This window comes from Amycolatopsis sp. NPDC104587 (assembly GCF_055583645.1).
Genome location: NZ_JBVJNO010000005.1, coordinates 209,165 through 222,813, shown reverse-complemented (window position 1 = coordinate 222,813; position 13,649 = coordinate 209,165). Strand labels below are relative to the sequence as shown.

General features: G+C 70.2%; 9 protein-coding genes. 6 read left to right on the top strand and 3 right to left on the bottom strand.

The window, feature by feature from the left end:
- Positions 1 to 96: 96 nt before the first annotated feature.
- Together ACZ61C_RS16465 and ACZ61C_RS16460 are read right to left on the bottom strand one after the other, a co-directional pair.
- Entirely contained in the window at positions 97 to 3,249 is a 3,153-nt protein-coding gene (locus ACZ61C_RS16465; RefSeq protein WP_465307425.1) for an efflux RND transporter permease subunit, read from the bottom strand.
- An 88-nt stretch (positions 3,250 to 3,337) separates the two neighbouring features.
- Positions 3,338 to 4,486: a YihY/virulence factor BrkB family protein gene (locus ACZ61C_RS16460; RefSeq protein WP_465307423.1), complete on the bottom strand. Its 1,149-nt coding sequence runs from the start codon at positions 4,484 to 4,486 to the stop codon at positions 3,338 to 3,340.
- 224 nt (positions 4,487 to 4,710) lie between these two features.
- Here ACZ61C_RS16460 and ACZ61C_RS16455 point away from each other — a divergent pair, with 224 nt between their 5' ends.
- The 5 genes from ACZ61C_RS16455 (at position 4,711) to ACZ61C_RS16435 (ending at position 11,950) form a co-directional block, all read left to right on the top strand.
- On the top strand, positions 4,711 to 6,447 hold the full coding sequence (locus ACZ61C_RS16455) for a DEAD/DEAH box helicase (protein ID WP_465307421.1): 1,737 nt from the start codon (positions 4,711 to 4,713) through the stop codon (positions 6,445 to 6,447).
- 818 nt (positions 6,448 to 7,265) lie between these two features.
- The gene (locus ACZ61C_RS16450) at positions 7,266 to 8,405 is read left to right on the top strand and encodes a sugar ABC transporter substrate-binding protein (protein WP_465307419.1); all 1,140 of its coding nucleotides are present in this window, start codon (positions 7,266 to 7,268) and stop codon (positions 8,403 to 8,405) included.
- A gap of 91 nt (positions 8,406 to 8,496) precedes the next feature.
- Complete coding sequence (locus ACZ61C_RS16445) at positions 8,497 to 9,270, top strand: ATP-binding cassette domain-containing protein (protein WP_247063508.1); 774 nt, start codon at positions 8,497 to 8,499, stop codon at positions 9,268 to 9,270.
- Positions 9,271 to 9,290: 20 nt separating this feature from the next.
- Positions 9,291 to 10,757 (top strand): sugar ABC transporter permease, encoded by a 1,467-nt coding sequence (locus ACZ61C_RS16440; RefSeq protein WP_465307416.1) that lies wholly within the window; start codon positions 9,291 to 9,293, stop codon positions 10,755 to 10,757.
- Positions 10,758 to 10,768: 11 nt separating this feature from the next.
- Positions 10,769 to 11,950 carry an ROK family protein gene (locus ACZ61C_RS16435; RefSeq protein WP_465307414.1) on the top strand — a complete coding sequence of 394 codons (1,182 nt, stop codon included), beginning with the start codon at positions 10,769 to 10,771 and terminating at the stop codon, positions 11,948 to 11,950.
- A 156-nt stretch (positions 11,951 to 12,106) separates the two neighbouring features.
- Here the strand turns inward: ACZ61C_RS16435 and ACZ61C_RS16430 are convergent, their stop codons facing one another.
- Complete coding sequence (locus ACZ61C_RS16430; RefSeq protein ID WP_247011850.1) at positions 12,107 to 12,283, bottom strand: DUF7455 domain-containing protein; 177 nt, start codon at positions 12,281 to 12,283, stop codon at positions 12,107 to 12,109.
- A 342-nt stretch (positions 12,284 to 12,625) separates the two neighbouring features.
- On the opposite strand from ACZ61C_RS16430, the gene ACZ61C_RS16425 reads away from it, so the two are divergent.
- Complete coding sequence (locus ACZ61C_RS16425; protein WP_465308250.1) at positions 12,626 to 13,432, top strand: EamA family transporter; 807 nt, start codon at positions 12,626 to 12,628, stop codon at positions 13,430 to 13,432.
- The last annotated feature ends 217 nt before the right edge of the window (positions 13,433 to 13,649 follow it).

Genomic DNA, 13,649 nt, shown 5'->3' with positions numbered 1-13,649 from the left:
TACCCCACCCCCCCCCCCCCCCCCCCCCCCCCCCCCCCCCCCCCCCCCCCCCCCCACGTCCGGGGCGGCACTTTCACGTGAAAGTGCCGCTTGCGGTCAGGCGGTGGGGGCGGGGTCCAGGGACTCCGACTCCGGCGCCTTCGCCGGGTGACGGCGAGCCTCGCGACGCGCGCGGCGACGCTCCTTCCGGGTCTCGACCATCGTGTACAGCGTCGGGACCAGCACCAGCGTCAGCAGCGTCGAGCTGACCAGGCCGCCGATCACCACGATCGCCAGCGGCTGGCCGATGAACCCGCCCTGGCCGGTGATGCCCAGCGCCATCGGGACCAGCGCGAAGATCGTCGCCGCCGCGGTCATCAGGATCGGGCGCAGCCGCCGCCGGCCGCCCTCGGTGACCGCGTCCGAGACGCTCATCCCCTCCGCTCGGTACTGGTTGACCAGGTCGATCAGGACGATCGCGTTCGTCACCACGATGCCCACCAGCATCAGCATGCCGATCAGCGCCGGCAGGCCGAGCGCGGTGCCCGTCGCCAGCAGCAGCCCGATCGCGCCGGTCGCCGCGAACGGGATCGACACCAGCAGGATCAGCGGCTGGATCAGGCTGCGGAACGTCGCCACCATGATCAGGAACACGATCGCGATCGCCGCCAGCAGCGCCAGGAACAGGTTGGAGAACGCCTCCTGCTGGTCCTGGCTCACGCCGCCGAGGGAGTACGACGCGCCGCCGGTGAACGTCATTCCGTCCAGTTTGGACTGGATGTCCGCCGTGGTCTTGCTCAGGTTGTCGCCGGTGTTCTTGGCGGTCACCGTGGTCGAAAGGTCGCCACCGGTGCGGTGGACCGACGCCGGCCCGTCCACAGTGGACACCTTCGCGACCTCGTCGAGCCGGACGACGCCGGCCGGGCCCGGGATCGGCAGGGCCTTGACCTCCTCGACCGTCACCGGCGCGGCGCCCGCCCGCAGCACGACGTCCGTGCGCTGGCCGCCGACCGGCAGCTGCGTCACCGTGCGGCCGGCGATCGCCTGGTTGGCGACCTGGCCGATGATGCTCGCCGACAGCCCGTGCGCGGCGGCCGCGGCGTCGTCCACCTCGACCTGCACCCGCGGCGAGCCGACGGCCAGGTCGCTGGTCACCTCGGTCAGCCCGGACACCCCGCCCAGCGCCTGCACGACCTGGTCGGACGCGGGCTTCAGGGCGGCCTCCGACGGCGCGGTCACCGTCACCGACACCTGGTCGGAGTTGAAGCCGGACGCGTCCGCGCCGATCTTGATCTCACCCAGCTCGGGCCGCGACGTCAGCTTCGCGCGCAGCCGGTCCGACAGCGCGTCGAGGTCGGTGTCCTTCGCGACGGTGACCGAGATGCTCGTCGACGTGCCGCCGCCCCCGAACCCGCCGAACGCGCCACCCCCGCCGACGCTCACCTGGTACGTCTGCACCGCGCTCTCGGCGGCCAGGGCCTGCTCGACCGCCGTCGCCGCCTTCTCCTTGGCCTCGACGCTCGTGCCGGCGGGCAGCTTCTGCGTCATGTTCAGCGTGGTGCCGCCGGACTGGTCGAGGAAGTTCGTGTTCAGCCGCGTCGCGAGGCCGACCGTGCCGGCGAAGATCAGCAGCGCCAGCAGGACGACGGTGAGCCGCCGCTTGGTCGCGAACCGGATCACCGGCAGGTACGCCCGCTGCAGGAGGCCGCGGCGCTCCTTCTCGACGGCGGCTTCGCGCGCCCGCTCGGCCTCGATGGCGTCCGTGGGCACCTTCGGCTGCTTCAGGAACCAGTACGCCAGCACCGGAACCACGGTCAGCGAGACGAGCAGCGACGCCAGCAGCGCCACCGTCACGGTGATCGCGAACGGCGAGAACAGCTGGCCGACGAACCCGCCGACGAACGCGATCGGCAGGAACACCGCGACGGTCGTCAGCGTGGACGACGTCACCGCGCCGGCCACTTCGCGGACGCCGTCGAGCACCGCCCGTTCCTTCGCCTCGCCGTAAGCCAGATGTCGCTTGATGTTCTCCAGCACGACAATCGAGTCGTCCACCACCCGGCCGATCGCGATCGTCAGCGCGCCGAGGGTGAGCAGGTTGAGCGACAGGTCGCCGGTCCACAGCGCCAGCAACGCGACCACCACCGACAGCGGGATCGACACCGCCGTCACCAGGGTCGAGCGCACCGACAGCAGGAACAGCAGGATGACGACGACCGCGAACGCCAGGCCCAGCAGGCCTTCGGTGGTCAGGCCGCTGATCGCGTCCTTCACCGGCGTGCCCTGGTCGAACACGATGTTCATCTCGGCGCCGGTCTTCTTCGACAGCTCCGGCAGCTTGTCGCGCACGGCGTCGGAGATCGCGACGGCGTTCCCGTTGCCCACCATGGTGATCGAGAGGCCGAGGCTCGGCTTGCCGTTGGTGCGCGTGATCGACGTCGGCGGCGCGAAGCCGGTCTGGACGTCGGCGACGTCACCGAGCTTCACCGGCCCGCGCGCCGGCGTGCCCCGGGTGGCGCCGGAAGCGGCACTGGGGGTCAGGTAGAGGTTGCGGATCGTGTCCACAGTGGTCTGGCCGCCGCCGACCTGGACCGACAGCGTCTTGTCGCCCTCGGTCAGGGTGCCGGCCGGCACCGCGGCGCCGGCGGTCTGCAGCGTGGTGGCGATCGACGTCGGGTCGACGCCCGCCGCGGCCAGCTTCGCGTAGTCGAGGGTGATCGTGACGCGCGGCTGCTGCACGCCGGTGACGGTGACCGTGCGGACGCCGTCGATCTTCCGCAGCTCCGGCGCGACCTGGTCGGTCAGCGCGGGCGCGAGCTGCTGCGGGTCCCCGGCCGTGCCCGCGGCGACCAGCACGACCGGCAGGTCGTCGGTGCTGCCCGCGGACACCGAGGGCTCGGAGTTCTGCGGCAGCCGCGGCTGGACCTGGTTCACGATCTGCTGGATCTGCTGCACCGCGGCGTCGAGGTCGGTGCCGAACGCGAACTGCGTCACCACGCGCGACACGCCGTCCGAGGACGTCGAGTTGATGTCCTCCAGGCCCTTCAGCCCCTGCAGGGCGCCCTCCAGGGGCTCGGTGACCTGCTTGTCGACCGCGTCCGGCGACGCGCCCGCGTACGCGGTGACGATCTGGGCCTGCGGGAACTGCAGGGACGGGAACAGCTGCTGCTTGATCTGCGGCAGCGCGAAAGCCCCGAAACCGACGACGACGAGCGCGAGCAGGCCGATCAGGCTTCGGTTGCGCAGGCTCAATCTGGCCAGCACGGACATGACTTGGGAACCCCCTCGGGAACGACGCGGCGACCGACGCCTGCGTCAGTGACCGGGGCAGCTTTTCACGGTGTTGCTGAGGAGCGACTCAGTCTGCGGGTTGATTTTGTGTCGTCCGCGGGGATGAATCGCGACCCTGAGCCGCGCTGGGTGCCGGTTCCGGTGCGCTGGGTGACGGTTCGTCCTCTTCGGACGCTTTGCCGCCGCCGTTGTCGGAGACGTCTTCGGCGCGCGGGCGCCGCAGCGGTGTGGTCGTGCGCTCCCACAGCTTGCGCCCCTCCTCCGTGCGCAGCCGCTCGGAGGCGCGTTCCATCTCCAGCCGCCGCCACTTCCGGCGCTGGCGCCGGGTCGCCTTCGCCGGCCACAGCTCCTGGAGCGCGCTGTTGAAGTACGCCCCGCCGACCACGGCGAGCCCGACGAAGAACGTCAGCAGCAGGAACGCGATCGGCGCGGCCAGCGCGCCGTAGGTGTAGCCGGTCTTGGTGATCCAGTTCAGGTAGATGCGCAGGCCGACCGAGGAGAGCAGGAACACGACCATGGCGAGCACCGCGCCCGGCAGCCCGCGGTGCCACGGCAGCTTCCGCGGCAGGGCGAGCTTGTACAGCGTGGTCAGCGCGAGGGTGATCATCACCGCGAGGGTCGGGAAGTAGAGCGCGTTCACCCACGACGCCACCGTCGGACGCCAGTCCGTGGGGAAGAACTCGGGCAGCAGGTCGGGGCCGATCGCCAGCAGCGGCAGGCCGACCACCAGGATCACCAGGCCGCCCAGGTACAGCAGCAGCGCGAAGATCCGCTGCCAGACGTCGTTGCGGACGCCGTACTGGTCGTGCGCGACCGTGATCGCGTCTACGAACGACGACATCGCCGACGAACCCGCCCACAGCGAGATCAGGAAGCCGACCGAGACGATTTCGCCCTTGCCGACGGTGAGGATGCTGTTGACCGTGGGTTCGATGATGTCGTGGACGGCGTTCTGGCTGAACACGGTCCGGCAGAAGCCGATGATCTTGTCGTGCACGGCCGAGACGACGTTCTGGCCGAACCATTCGCCGATGAAGCCCAGGCTGCCGAGCAGGCCGAGCAGCAGCGGGGGCAGCGAGAGCGTCTGCCAGAAGGCGGCCTCGGCGGCCTCGGAGAAGATGTTGCCTTCCCAGGCCTTGGCGAGCGTGCGCGTGAGCAGCCGCCACGGCCCCCTTCGGGCCACCTTCGTCGCTGCGGACGGCTGCACCTCACCCATGACGTGTCCAGCATGGTCCATCCGTGCGGATTTGGCTCGTCACACCCCCTGCGGCCGGGCGTGTCGGGTGACATCACCCGTGCCGGTGCCCGGAACTGTCGGACCCGGCCGGTAGACTCGCTCCAGTGCCCTCACCGCAGCCATCGACGCCGAAGTCGGTGCCACAGTGAGGGTTTTTGCACGTCACAGCGCACGTCAAGGCACTTGAGCGAGGGGGGACCGGCATGACGGAGACGCAGCTCGGGGCGCCTCCCGCGGAGAAGGACTCGACCGCGCGCCCGCTGCGGGCGTGGCAGCGGCGGGCACTGACCAAGTACCTGACGACGCGGCCCAAGGACTTCCTCGCGGTGGCGACGCCCGGGGCCGGCAAGACGGTGTTCGGCCTGCGGATCGCGGCGGAGCTGCTGAGCGACCGCACGATCGAGGCGGTCACGATCGTGACGCCGACCGAGCACCTGAAGCACCAGTGGGCCGCGTCGGCGGCGCTGGCCGGCATCCAGATCGACTCGAACTTCCGCAACACGACGGGCGTGACGTCGTCGGACTACAACGGCGTCGCGCTGACGTACGCGCAGGTCGCGGCCCACCCGACGCTGCACCGCGTGCGCACCGAGAACCGCAAGACGCTGGTCATCCTCGACGAGATCCACCACGGCGGTGACGCGAAGTCCTGGGGTGACGCTATCCGCGAGGCCTTCACCCCGGCCGTCCGGCGGCTGTCGCTGACCGGGACGCCGTTCCGGTCCGACGACTCGGCGATCCCGTTCGTCACCTACGAGCCGGACGCGGGCGGCTTCCAGCGCAGCAAGGCCGACCACTCGTACGGCTACGCGGACGCGCTGGCCGACGGCGTGGTCCGGCCGGTCGTCTTCCTCGCGTACTCGGGCGAGGCCTCCTGGCGCACGAGCGCGGGGGAGGAGTTCACCGCCCGGCTCGGCGAGCCGCTGACCGCGGAGCAGAACGCCCGCGCGTGGCGCACGGCCCTCGACCCGGCGGGCGAGTGGATCCCGGCGGTGCTGCAGGCGGCCGACACCCGGTTGTCGCAGGTCCGCCAGCACGTCCCGGACGCCGGCGGCCTGGTCATCGCGACCGACCAGGAGACGGCGCGCGCGTACGCGAAGATCCTCGAGCGCCTCTCGGGGGAGGCGCCGACGCTGGTGCTCTCGGACGACCCGAAGGCGTCCGGGCGGATCAAGGAGTTCTCCGAGACGAAGGAACGCTGGATAGTGGCGGTCCGGATGGTCTCGGAAGGCGTCGACGTCCCGCGGCTGGCGGTGGGGGTGTACGCCACGAGCGCGTCGACCCCGCTGTTCTTCGCCCAGGCGATCGGCCGCTACGTGCGAGCCCGCAAAAAGGGCGAGACGGCGAGCGTGTTCCTGCCGTCGGTGCCGGTGCTGCTGGAGCTGGCCAGCGAGCTGGAGGCGCAGCGCGACCACGTGCTGGGCAAGCCGCACCGCGAGCAGGAGGGCTGGGAGGACGAGCTCCTCGCCCAGGCCAACCGCACCGAGGACGAGCCGGGCGAGGAGGAGAAGGCGTTCACGTCGCTGGGCGCCTCGGCCGAGCTCGACCAGGTCATCTACGACGGCAACTCGTTCGGCACGGCGGTGTTCTCGGGGTCGGACGAGGAGCAGGAGTACCTCGGGCTGCCGGGCCTGCTGGAGCCGGACCAGGTCCGCGCGCTGCTGCGCAAGCGGCAGGAAGAGCAGATCGCGGACGAGAAGCGCCGCAAGCCCGCGAAGGAGGAGGCGCCCCCACCGGCGGCCCGCCCGGCGTCGGTGAGCGAGCGGCTGGGAACGTTGCGCAAGGAGCTGAACGCGCTGGTGGGCATGTACCACCACCGCACGAAGAAGCCCCACGGCGCGATCCACAACGAGCTGCGGCGGGTGTGTGGTGGGCCGCCTACCGCGATGGCGACGGTGGAGCAGCTGGAGGAGCGGATCGTCACCCTGCGGTCCTGGTGATTTTGGCGGCTGAGCCGGGTTGCCGAGCCAGGCCCGGCTGGGATCGAGGTTGCGCAGCGGTCGGCTTGCTCCGGTCGCGCCGACCTTGACCGGGGCGTGAGGTTCGGCGCGGGGTTGCGGTCCGGCGCCGACCGCTCACCTGGGCCTACGAGCTCCGGCGAGTCCGCTCGATCGGCGTTGCCCGGTCCGCGTGGGTTGCTCGCCGAACCGTCCAACCCGGGTAGCCGCCAACTCCAGCCGACCCACCTCGCCGACGCACCTGCCCCGGCCTGTCCCAGCCACCGGTGTCGCCCAGGAGGCTGAACCCGCCGGTCACCGTCCGTTCCACCACCACCGCCGCGGACCTTCCACAACTCCGTGACGTTGCGTGCCCGATCGGTCTTCTCCCGGCTGCCCGTGCGTCCCCCGGCCGGTGGCGCTTCGGGCATCCCGGGTGTGAAGTTCGCAAGTGGGCGACCAGTCCCGGGTGTTTGCCGTGGGTTCACCACCACTTCGCGGTGGATCGCACTCGGTGTACACCGGCGGAGTACCTTCAAGGCGTCAAGAAACCTGGATGTAACACAGGGTGAATGCCGGCGATCACATCGTCAGCGGATCTACTCTTTCCGGGCGAGGTTCAGCTCGTGTTGCCGAACCGTGTCCAATTGGTGTCATTTAATCGATCCAGCTATCTTCCCCGCAGCCGCTCAGCGGCATATGTTGTCGCCCACAACATATGCGCGTCGGTGCGCCGGGACCCTCCGGATCGCCGCCCCGCTAGGCCCGAAGCGAAGCCGAGGGCCGCTCGTCACCAATGCTTGGATCCGGAAGGAACGAGGATGCGCAGCAGAACCCTTACCCTCCTCGCCGCGACGGTGAGCACCGGCCTGGTGCTGTCCGCTTGTGGTGCCAACAGTTCAGACAGCGGGGGCACGGGGAGCAGCTCCGCGTCCTCGTCCGCGCCCGCCGCCGCCGGCGGCGCCAGCGGCAAGGTCGGCGTCATCCTCCCGGAGACCGCCACCTCGGCGCGCTGGGAAGCGTTCGACAAGCCGATGCTGCAGGCCGCGCTGACGGCTCAGGGCTTCGAGGTCGACGTCCAGAACGCCCAGGGTGACAACCAGAAGTTCGCCACCCTGGCCGACGGCTTCATCAGCTCCGGTGTCAAGGTCCTGATCATCGCCCCCGGTGACCCGGCCGTCGGTTCCGCGGTCGAGACCAAGGCGAAGGCCGCGGGCATCCCGGTCATCGACTACGACCGCCCGAGCCTCGGCGGCTCCGCCGACTACTACGTCTCGTTCGACAACGAGAAGGTCGGCCAGCTGCAGGGTCAGGCCATGGCGGACGCGCTGAAGAGCAAGGCCGGCGCGGGCTTCGTCCAGATCGAGGGCGCCCCGACCGACAACAACGCCACGCTGTTCACCAAGGGCCAGGACTCCGTCCTCGACCCGCTGGTCTCGGGCGGCACGCTGAAGCGGCTCCAGAAGCAGCCGATCAACGACTGGGACAACCAGCTCGGTGGCACGACGTTCGAGCAGATCTTCACCGCCAACGGCGGCAAGGTCGACGGCGTCGTCGCGGCGAACGACGGCCTGGCCGGCGCGGTCATCACCATCCTCAAGAAGAACGGCCTCGCCGGGAAGGTCCCGGTCACCGGCCAGGACGCCACCGCCGACGGCCTGATGGCGGTCATGCGCGGCGAGCAGTACATGACGGTCTTCAAGCCGATCAAGGAAGAGGCCGAGTCGACCGCCAAGCTGGCCGCCGCCCTGGCCAAGGGTGACACCGCGGGCGCCGACGCGATCGCGACGGGCAAGCTCCACGACCCGAAGAACAACCGCGACATCAAGTCGGTGCTGCTCACGCCGACCACGATCCTGGAGAAGGACGTCAAGACCGTCGTCACCCAGGGCTACGTGAAGGCCGCCGAGATCTGTGGTGGCGACCTCGCCGCCAAGTGCAGCTCGCTCGGCATCTCCTGAGCCATCCGCAGTACCCAATGAACAGCCGGGCCGGGACGCGCACCCCGACGGCGCGCCCCGGCCCGGTCCCCACCCAGGAGAAATGCCATCCATGAGTGAGCCCATTCTCGAGATCAAGGGCCTGAACAAGAGCTTCGGCCCCGTCCACGTCCTCCACGACGTGGACTTCGACGTGCGTGCGGGTGAAGTGACCGCACTCGTCGGCGACAACGGCGCCGGCAAGTCGACCCTCGTCAAGTGCATCGCCGGCATCCACCCGTACGACTCGGGGGCCGTGCGGTTCAACGGTCAGGACGCCCACATCCGCGGTCCCAAGGACGCGGCCGACCTCGGCATCGAGGTCGTGTACCAGGACCTGGCGCTCGCCGACAACCTCGACATCGTCCAGAACATGTTCCTCGGCCGTGAACGCGGCAACTCGTGGAAGCTGGACGAAGCCAGCATGGAGAAGGCCGCCCGCGAGACGCTGGCTTCCCTCTCGGTCCGGACGGTCAAGTCCGTCCGCACCCCGGTCTCTTCGCTGTCCGGTGGTCAGCGCCAGACCGTGGCCATCGCCAAGTCGGTGCTGTGGAACAGCAAGGTCGTCGTCCTCGACGAGCCGACCGCCGCCCTCGGTGTCGCGCAGACCCGGCAGGTGCTCGACCTGGTCCGCCGGCTCGCCGAGCAGGGCCTGGGGGTCGTGCTGATCAGCCACAACATGGCCGACGTGTTCGAGGTCGCCGACCGCATCTCGGTGCTCTACCTCGGCCGCCTCGTCGCCGAGGTGCACACGAAGGACGTCTCCCACGGCCAGATCGTGGAGCTGATCACCGCCGGTCGCTCCGGTGACCTCGGCCTGGCCCGGCCCGAAGCTGTGGTCCTGTGAGCGGGAAGAAAGAACCGGAAATGACTGAAACCCCTGCCAAGCCCGAGGTCGCCACGCCGGCCGCGGAAGCGCTCGCGCAGACCCAGAACCCCACCGCGGCCATCACCGACTTCGGCATCGACACGACATCGATGTCACCCGGTGAAGCCATCCGCGACTACGTCGCCCGCCTCCGGGCCGGCGAGCTCGGCTCGCTGCCGTCGCTGTTCGGCCTGCTCGTGCTGGTCATCCTGTTCAGCGCGCTGTCGGACAACTTCTTCACGCTGGCCAACATCGCCAACGTCTTCCCGCAGGGCGCGGGCGTGATCATCATCGCGATGGGCATCGTCTTCGTGCTGCTGCTCGGCGAGATCGACCTCGCCGCCGGTGTCGCCTCCGGCACCGCCGCGTCGGTGATGGCCCTGCACTACGTCCATGCCGGCAACCTGCTGGGCTCCATGGGAACCGGCGTGTTCATCACGTTCATCGCGGTCCTCGCCGCGGCCATGCTGCTGTCGGCCTACCAGCGGATCTGGGCCGGCGCCGCGCTGTCGCTGGTCGGCTTGCTGCTCGTCGCGGTCGGCGTCCCCGCCAACGCCTGGCTGGAGATCCTGCTGGCCATCTGCGTCGGCACCGCGATCGGCTGCATCACCGGCTTCCTGGTGTCGAAGATCGGCATGCCGTCCTTCGTCGTGACGCTGGCGCTGTTCATCGTGTGGCAGGGCGTCCTGCTGCAGTTCATCGGTGAGGGCGGCACAATCGGCATCACCAACTCCGACATCCTGTACAAGATCGCCAACGGCAACCTGAACGTCGTCGGCAGCTGGATCTTCTTCCTCGTCGCCGCCGGCGGGTTCGCGGTGATCACGCTGCTCAGCCACTTCCGGCGGCTGCAACGTGGCCTGGTCGTCCAGCCGACGGCGCTGGTCGTCGCCAAGGTCACCGCGCTCGTGGTGCTCTCGGCGCTGGGCACCTGGCTGCTGACGATCAACCGCTCGCCGAACAAGGCGGTCGTCACGATCGAGGGCATCCCGTACGTCATCCCGATCATGCTGGTGCTGCTGGTGGCCGGGACCTACGTGCTCAACCGGACCAGGTACGGCCGGTACGTCTACGCGGTCGGCGGCAACAAGGAAGCCGCCCGCCGCGCCGGTATCGACGTGCCGAAGATCCGGGCGAGCGTGTTCGTCATCGGCTCGGCGGTCGCGGCCATCGGCGGCATCGTCGCCGCGTCGAAGGTCGGCTCGGTCAGCCCGCAGTCCGGTGGCCTCAACACGCTGCTGTACTCGGTCGGCGCGGCCGTCATCGGTGGCACGTCGCTGTTCGGCGGCAAGGGCCGCGTGGCCGACGCCGTGGTCGGCGGCCTGGTGATCGCCGTGGTCATCAACGGCCTGGGCCTGCTCAAGCAGCCGGCCGCGGTGGTCAACATCGTCACCGGCCTGGTCCTGTTGCTCGCGGCCACGGTGGACGCGCTGTCGCGGCGCCGCGCGGCTGCGTCGACGCGCTGAACCAGCATGGGATGATCAAGCCCGTGTCCAGCTCACCCGTCGCGCGACCGGACGAGGTGCGTCGGCACAACCGCACGACCCTGCTCCGCCTGCTGCACGTCGGCGGGCCGAGCACCCGGGCGACCCTGGCTTCCGAGCTGGGGCTCAACCGGAGCACGATCAAGACCCTCGTCGACGGGCTCGCCGAAGCCGGCGTCGTCGAGGAGAAGGTGCCGAGGCCGGGACGAGGGGCGGGCCGCCCCTCGCTCCTGGTCCTGCCCCAGCCGCACGCGGCGGTCGTGCTCGCGGTCGACCTGCAGGTCGAGCACGTCGCGATCGCGCTCGTCGGGCTGGGTGGCCAGATCCTGGGCCGCAACAGCTGGAACCTGCGGGGCCGGATGGGCCAGCCCGGCGAGGTCATCACCCACGTCATCGAGTCGACGACCGTGCTGGCCGGCGACCTCGACGTGACGCCGGTGGCGGCCGGGGTGTCGGTGCCCGGCGTCGTCCGGCGCGCGGACGGGCACGTGCACGAGGCCCCGAACCTGCGCTGGACCGACGTCGCGCTCGGCGAGCGGCTCGGCGCGGTGCTGCAGATCCCGATCCTGGTCGGCAACGACGCCGAGTTCGGCGCGGTCGCCGAGCACCTGCGCGGCGCGGCCCGCGGGGCGTCCGACGTGGTGTACATCTCGGCGGACGTCGGGGTCGGCGGCGGGGTCATCGCCGAAGGCTCGGCGCTGCGCGGCGGCGCCGGGTACGTCGGCGAGATCGGGCACATGGTCATCCGCCCGGACGGCAGGCCCTGCTACTGCGGCAGCAGCGGCTGCTGGGAGACCGAGGTCGGCGAGGCGGCGCTGTGCCGGGCCCTCGGGCTGCCCGAGGACACCCCGCGCGGGGCGATCCTGTTCGAGCTGCGCGAGCTCGGCCGGGATCCGGACGCGGCGCTGTCGCGGCTGGCGGAGTTCGCGGAGTGGCTGACGCTGGGGCTGATCAACGTCGTCAACCTGCTGGGGCCGCAGCTGGTGATCCTCGGCGACCTGCTGACGGTGCTGCCCGAGGCGGTGCTGCGGCACGTCGGCGCCGAAGTGCGCCGGCGCAGCCTGGTGAGCCGGGCGGTCGGCGGCACCCGGATCGTCAGCTCGGCGCTGGGAGCCGACGTGAAGCTGCTGGGAGCCGCGGAAGTCGCGTTCGAAGTCGTGCTGGATTCTGTCTGATTTTCTGTCTTGTCCCGTGTCCGGAATCACGGCATTCCGCGGCCGGGCCGTGATATCCGCCCCGCCCTTTGCAAGTTGCAGACTGTGCGGGTTTCGGAAATACGAAGACGGCCGGTGCCTGTGCGCACCGGCCGCCTTCGGGCGTTTCGGGGTTCGTTACCGCTGGATGTCGGCGGACAGTTCCTTGAGCTTGGCCTCGTGCTCGCGGGCGTGGTGCCCGCAGAAGAGAAGCTCGCCGCCCTTGAGGACGGCGCGTACCTGAGCTGCGGCCCCGCACCGGTCACAGCGGTCGGCGGCGGTCAGTTCGGGGCGGGTGAGCGTCGGCGTTGTCATGGGGGTCTCCCTCCGTCCCGGCACCGGTTGCCCGGTGCCATCGATCCAGCTACGCCCACTTCGGGACTGACGCCGGTGGCGGCGATCGCCTCCGGCTCCGCGGTGTTCGTGCTTCCACTCTTCCAGACGTTTCGCGGCCCGCAAGTGTTCCCGCGCCGGTGGGACCTGAGTCACGTCGATTTACCCCGGATGTCGTAGCCGAGTCCCGCAATGCAGGAGACGAATACCCGGAGAGTTACGTTTTCCGTGGTCAGGCACCATGGAGAGGTGAGCACGATGACTGCGCCGCGGCGGCTTTCCGCGGTACCCGCTCCGCTCTTGTTCGTTCTCAGCGGAATTTCGATGTACGCCGGAGCGGCGGTCGCGATCGGCCTTTTCGGCCACGCGACACCGGCGGGGGTGGCCTGGCTGCGCTGCCTCGGCGCGGCGCTGGTCCTGCTGGCCTGGCGCCGCCCCGGAAGAGCGGCCTGGCGCGGCCGCCGGCTGGCGCTGGCGATCGTCTTCGGTGTGGTGACGGCGGGCATGAACGTGCTCTTCTACGAGGCGATCGCGCGGCTCCCGCTCGGCACGGTGGTGGCGCTGGAGTTCGCCGGCCCGGTGGTGGTGGCGGCGTTCGGGTCACGGTCGGTGCGCCACGTGCTTGCGGTGCTGCTGGTGACCTGCGGCGTGGTGGCGATCGCGGATGTGCAGCTGACAGGGTCGGCTTTGGGCGTTTTGTTCGCTTTGGCCGCGGCGGCGGCTTGGGCGGGTTACATCCTGCTGGGCAAGCGCGTGGCTTCGGCCTCGGGATCAGGACTGGACAGCCTGGCCATCGGCTTCGCGGCGGCGACGGTCGTGCTGTCCCCGCTGGCCCTCGGGGCGGGGGAGGCTTGGTCTTCGCCGCGGATGCTGCTGTTGGGGGTGGGCGTGGGGGTGTTGTCGACGGTGGTGCCTTACGCGCTGGACCAGGTCGTGCTGCGGAGGGTCGGGCAGGGGCGGTTTGCCGTGTTGCTGGCGTTGCTGCCGGTGACGGCCGGGGTGATGGGGTTTGTCGTGCTGGGGCAGGTGCCGTCGGTGGTTGAGGCTTTGGGGACGTTGGCTGTCGTGGGTGGGGTGGCTCTGCGGGGGCGGGATGATGTGGTGGCTCCGGTGGCGGAGCCGCCCGGCTGAGGTTTCGGCGAGTTGTTGCCGGGCTGAGCGTGGTTCCGGGTTGGCGGGTCATTGCTGGGCCGGCTTGAGTGTTGCGAATGGCCTGTTGGGGACGGCAGATGTCCCGAATGGGCAATTCTAGAGATGTTCGGCGTGATTCCGCCCTTCGCGACCGGCTCTAAGCCGGATGAGCGCTGAGCCGAGCGCGCCAGGGCTCATCGCAGGGCGGTTCCGATCC

Bases quoted from the DNA above. Each gene is read 5' to 3' on its own strand.
- ACZ61C_RS16465 (WP_465307425.1), bottom strand. From the start codon at position 3,249: ATGTCCGTGCTGGCCAGATTGAGCCTGCGCAACCGAAGCCTGATCGGC.
- ACZ61C_RS16460 (WP_465307423.1), bottom strand. From the start codon at position 4,486: ATGGGTGAGGTGCAGCCGTCCGCAGCGACGAAGGTGGCCCGAAGGGGG.
- ACZ61C_RS16455 (WP_465307421.1), top strand. From the start codon at position 4,711: ATGACGGAGACGCAGCTCGGGGCGCCTCCCGCGGAGAAGGACTCGACC.
- ACZ61C_RS16450 (WP_465307419.1), top strand. From the start codon at position 7,266: ATGCGCAGCAGAACCCTTACCCTCCTCGCCGCGACGGTGAGCACCGGC.
- ACZ61C_RS16445 (WP_247063508.1), top strand. From the start codon at position 8,497: ATGAGTGAGCCCATTCTCGAGATCAAGGGCCTGAACAAGAGCTTCGGC.
- ACZ61C_RS16440 (WP_465307416.1), top strand. From the start codon at position 9,291: ATGACTGAAACCCCTGCCAAGCCCGAGGTCGCCACGCCGGCCGCGGAA.
- ACZ61C_RS16435 (WP_465307414.1), top strand. From the start codon at position 10,769: ATGATCAAGCCCGTGTCCAGCTCACCCGTCGCGCGACCGGACGAGGTG.
- ACZ61C_RS16430 (WP_247011850.1), bottom strand. From the start codon at position 12,283: ATGACAACGCCGACGCTCACCCGCCCCGAACTGACCGCCGCCGACCGC.
- ACZ61C_RS16425 (WP_465308250.1), top strand. From the start codon at position 12,626: ATGTACGCCGGAGCGGCGGTCGCGATCGGCCTTTTCGGCCACGCGACA.